Origin of the sequence: Roseiarcus sp. (genome assembly GCF_052145395.1) — a bacterium.
Lineage (GTDB): Bacteria > Pseudomonadota > Alphaproteobacteria > Rhizobiales > Beijerinckiaceae > Roseiarcus.
Window position 1 is genome coordinate 1 of record NZ_JBKQOT010000706.1, and the last position, 4,278, is coordinate 4,278.

Annotated in this window: 6 protein-coding genes; 1 reads left to right on the top strand and 5 read right to left on the bottom strand. The window is 65.6% G+C overall.

What is annotated here, in order from left to right:
* The coding region (locus ACLP25_RS24200) for an SPASM domain-containing protein (protein WP_442471674.1) at nt 1-1,081 on the top strand (1,081 nt) is incomplete at its 5' end.
* Nucleotides 1,082-1,418: 337 nt separating this feature from the next.
* Here the strand turns inward: ACLP25_RS24200 and ACLP25_RS24205 are convergent.
* The 5 genes from ACLP25_RS24205 to ACLP25_RS24225 all read right to left on the bottom strand — a co-directional run.
* Entirely contained in the window at nt 1,419-2,399 is a 981-nt protein-coding gene (locus ACLP25_RS24205) for a zinc-dependent alcohol dehydrogenase family protein (protein ID WP_442471675.1), read from the bottom strand.
* A gap of 36 nt (nt 2,400-2,435) precedes the next feature.
* Entirely contained in the window at nt 2,436-2,666 is a 231-nt protein-coding gene (locus ACLP25_RS24210) for a lipopolysaccharide assembly protein LapA domain-containing protein (protein WP_442471676.1), read from the bottom strand.
* 60 nt (nt 2,667-2,726) lie between these two features.
* Entirely contained in the window at nt 2,727-3,296 is a 570-nt protein-coding gene (locus ACLP25_RS24215) for an HdeD family acid-resistance protein (protein ID WP_442471677.1), read from the bottom strand.
* Between the two features lie 138 nt (nt 3,297-3,434).
* Nucleotides 3,435-3,680: a hypothetical protein gene (locus tag ACLP25_RS24220; protein WP_442471678.1), complete on the bottom strand. Its 246-nt coding sequence runs from the start codon at nt 3,678-3,680 to the stop codon at nt 3,435-3,437.
* 287 nt (nt 3,681-3,967) lie between these two features.
* On the bottom strand, nt 3,968-4,278 hold a 311-nt coding region (locus ACLP25_RS24225), incomplete at its 5' end, for a hypothetical protein (protein WP_442471679.1).

A 4,278-nucleotide genomic window follows, 5' to 3' on the forward strand; every position in this document is an offset into this window, starting at 1 on the left:
GAAAAATATCGAAAACCCGGCCAGACGGTCCAGCAAACCTTTCAGACCAACGGCCTCCTTCTCGACGACGCCTGGTGCGCACTTCAAGAAGCACAATTTTCTGGTTGGCCTCAGCGTCGACGGGCCGCGCGAACTGCACGACGCCTATCGCCGCGACCGCAAGGGCCAGGGCACCTTCGATCTCGTCATGCGCGGCTGGCGCTTCCTAAAAACCCACGGCGTCGAATTCAACATCCTCTGCACCGTCAACGCGGCTAACGAAAAGCACGGCCGCAGAGTGTACCGATTTTTCCGGGACGAGCTTGGCGCGAAATGGATGCAGTTCATCCCGATCGTCGAGCGGGCGACGGCGGACACGCTCGCCATCGCCAATCAGGGCTGGAGCGATCGCGCGAGCGCCGGGGGCAAGCGGCTTCTCTACACACAGACCGGCGACCTCGTCACCGAACGGTCGGTGGGCGGCGAGCAATATGGCCGGTTCCTGATCGACATTTTCGAGGAATGGGTGCGACGCGACGTCGGAAAAGTGTTCGTTCAGCTGTTTGACGTGACGCTCGAAGCCTATTTCGGCCGCCATCTCCTGTGCATCCACGCGCCGACCTGCGGCTCCGGGCCGGCGCTCGAGCACAACGGCGACGTCTACACCTGTGATCATTTCGTCGAGCCGGGCCAGAAGCTGGGCAATATCGCGACGACGCCCCTGGTCGATCTTGTCGCCTCGCCGCAGATGCGAAAGTTTGGCGACGACAAGCGCGATACGCTGACGAAACAATGTCGCGATTGCGACGTGCGCTTCCTTTGCAACGGCGGCTGCCCGAAGGATCGCTTCGCCCTGTCGAAGGATGGCGAGCCGGGTCACAACTATCTTTGCGCCGGGCTCGAGCGCTTCTTCACCCACAGCCGCCCGCTGATGGGCGTGATGGGGCAGCTTTTGAAGCGCGGCCGCCCGCCGGCCGACGTGATGCTGTGGGTCAGGAACGAAGATTCAAAGCGCGATCCTTATGCGCCCTGCCCGTGCGGCAACGGCAAGAAATTCAAGTTCTGCCACGGTGAAAAGGCGCCGGCCAGGGCGATGGCCTGACAGGCGGCGGCAGATGATCGCAAGCCGCCCTGCGCGATATTCCGCCGGCGCCTTTCCTTGCGGAAAAGCAGAAACTCGGGTATCGTGCTCCATTGAGGCAGCGGACAATGGGATGCGCGGTCGATCGGCGGCGCGTTGGCGAAAAGGGCGCGATTCGCATTTTCTCATTTTCTCGCGAACTTGAGCGTAACGCCTTGAAAGGTCACGATTCACGGGTGAATAAGAGGGCTGAATCCAACGCCGAACGCATGCCGAACGCGCGCTGAACGACCCCGAACGGCGCCCGAATGCGCCTCGAACGGGGTTCGCGAGAAGTCTTAAGTGAGCCGGCCGCGTCTCAGGGGAGGAGCACCGCTGCGCCCTCGAGCCTCCCCGCCCGCAAATCGTCCAGCGCCTCGTTGGCCTGGTCGAGCGGATAGGGCCTGGTCGTCGTCCGGACCGGCACGCGCGGCGCGAGCGCCAGAAACTCGTCGCCGTCGGCGCGGGTGAGATTGGCCACCGAGACGACGCTGCGCTCCTCCCACAAAACGCGGTAGGGGAAGGACGGGATGTCGCTCATATGGATGCCGGCGCAGACGACCCGGCCGCCCTTGCGCACCGCAGCCAGCGCTGCGGGAACGAGCGCGCCGACCGGCGCGAATAGGATCGCCGCGTCGAGCGGCGCTGGCGGCGTCTCGTCCGAGCCGCCCGCCCAGTCCGCGCCCATCGAGCGGGCGAAGTTTTGGCCCGCGGCGTCGCCGGGCTTGGTGAAGGCGAACACGCGCCGGCCCTGCCAGCGGCAGACCTGTGCGATGATGTGCGCCGCCGCGCCGAAGCCGTAGAGGCCGATCGCCTCGGCCTCCCCGGCGGCCTTCAGCGACCGCCAGCCGATCAGGCCGGCGCAAAGCAAGGGCGCGGCGGCGACGGTATCGAGGTCCTCGCCAAGCGGGAAGGCGTAGGCCGCGTCGGCGACCGCATGGGTGGCGAAACCGCCGTCGCGCGTGTAGCCGGTGAACAGCGGCGCGTCGCAAAGGTTCTCGCGCGCGCTCCGACAGTAGGGGCAATGTCCGCAGGTGTGGCCGAGCCATGGGACGCCGACGCGCGCGCCGAGCACGAGCGCGACGCCCGCGCCAGCCGCCTCGACCCGACCGACGATTTCATGACCGGGAACGATCGGCAGCTTAGGATCGGGCAGGTCGCCGTCGACGACATGCAGGTCCGTGCGGCAGACGCCGCAGGCCTCCACGCGCACAAGGATCTCACCCGGGCCGGGCGCAGGCTCCGGCCGCTCCTCGAGGACGAGCCGCTCGCGCGGCCGGTTCATGACCATTGCGCGCATGGCGAGGACACCTGTGCTGTCCGCGTCGTCGAAGGCTCAGGGCCTCAAAGGTCCTCCTCGCGATCCCTGAATGGATCGGCGCAGAAGCGCATATAGGCTCCCGCCCGTCGCCGCGCCCAGAACATAGGCCACGAACACGACGAGGGCCAGCGGCGCGCTCACCGCCCAGGTCAGAAACGCGACATCGGCGGACCCGGTGTTCTGCGCGACGAAGATGACGATTGCCGCGAGAAAGACAATGACGATCGCAAGATAGACCCAGCGCATGGCGGATCGCCCCTCGGCGTCGACGCCCGTCGGGCGGGCGCAAGAGCCGCGTTACTTAAATCAGGCCGCGTTCTTCAGGCCGAAGCCGAGGCCGATCCAGCTCGCCCCGGCGAAGACGAGGTCGACTCCGAGAAAGATGCCGAGCGTGTAAACCGCCGAGAACGGCCAGTGGGCCAGAATGATGAGGCCGAGGACCAGCGTGATCAGGCCGGAGACGACGACCCACACCCACGGCGACCCGTGCTTCATGTTGAAGGCGAGGAAGATGCGCATGATCCCGGAGGCGACCAGTGCGGCGCCAAGGATCAGGGTCAGCCAGATCGCGGTCAAAAAGGGATTGTCCCAGGCGACGAAGCCAGCCACGATATAGAGGACGCCGAGCAGCAGCCAGAAGATGAAGCGCCCCCACGATTTGACCTGGAAAGCGCTGATCACTTCGAACACGCCCGCGACGACCATCATCGCGCCGACAACCAGAACGCTCGCTGCGGTGGCGGCGGCGACGCTGCCGAGGGCGATCAGGCCCGCGACGAGGTAGACGACCCCAAGCGCGACAATCCAGCCCCACTTGGCGCGTAGCGGCGCCAGCGTCTGGGCGGCGCCGGTTCCCGGTGTAAACACGTTCGTCATGAAGCTCCCCATGCAAGAGCCCGCGCGGTCGGGCCGGCCGGGCGATCGTTATATCTGACGCGCTTTGGACAAAAGCGCAAGCGCGCCCTCACGGAGTTATCCGCGAGGGTCGCGGATTGGAAAGCGACGCATGGCCGATCAAGCCTTTGCGACGTCCCAGTCCCGAAGCCGGTTGATCAGAACATACGACCCCGCCTCTTTGGACTCGGTGAGGTAGTCGCGGGCCGCCCGCGTGAGTTTCTCCACAAGGGACTTTTTGTATCCTTTGTGATCCGCCTCGAGCGGGATCGTGGTCACGATCACCAGAATGCGTTGCTCGCTGTCGTCTGCGCCCCTGGCCGTCCAGATCTTGGCGGCCCTGGCGAGCGGATGCGCAAATGCCATGTGATACCCCGTGCGCGGCGACCTCTTTAACCCGGGTCGCGCGCGCCGCGCGGCGGCTGACCCGTTGGCCGGCGATCGCGGCGCGCCCGACGCCGCGCCCGGACTGTACGCGAGTTTTAGCGACTCTTATTGCCCGATTGCGGCGCCGGAACAAGAGCGAAGAAGGCGGAGGCGCGATGTATCGATAAGGACCGGGATTTCGGGCGCCGGAACCCGGATAACGAGAACAGGAAGCGGGACGGCGGCCGCCGTCCCGCTGTCGGCCGCCAAGCGACGGTCACTTCGCATCAGAACTTGATGCGGATGCCCGCCGTCGGGTTGACGGTCTGGGTCGCGTAGTAGCCGTTCGCCAGACCCGCATAGACATTGGACACCATGACGCCGGCGTAGACATCCATGCGTTTGACCGGACGCCAATCGATCAGGAAGGAGATGAAGTCCGTCGAGCCGGCGCACTTGCCGCTGTTGAGTCGCGTGATGGAGAAGTCCTGTCCGTTCGGCTTGACGCCGCTGGTGACGGCCGTGGTGCAGGCCGCGGGTAGGGTCACTCCCAACGTGTTGACGGAGAAATTATAGTCGTTCTGGCCCAGCCAGTAAT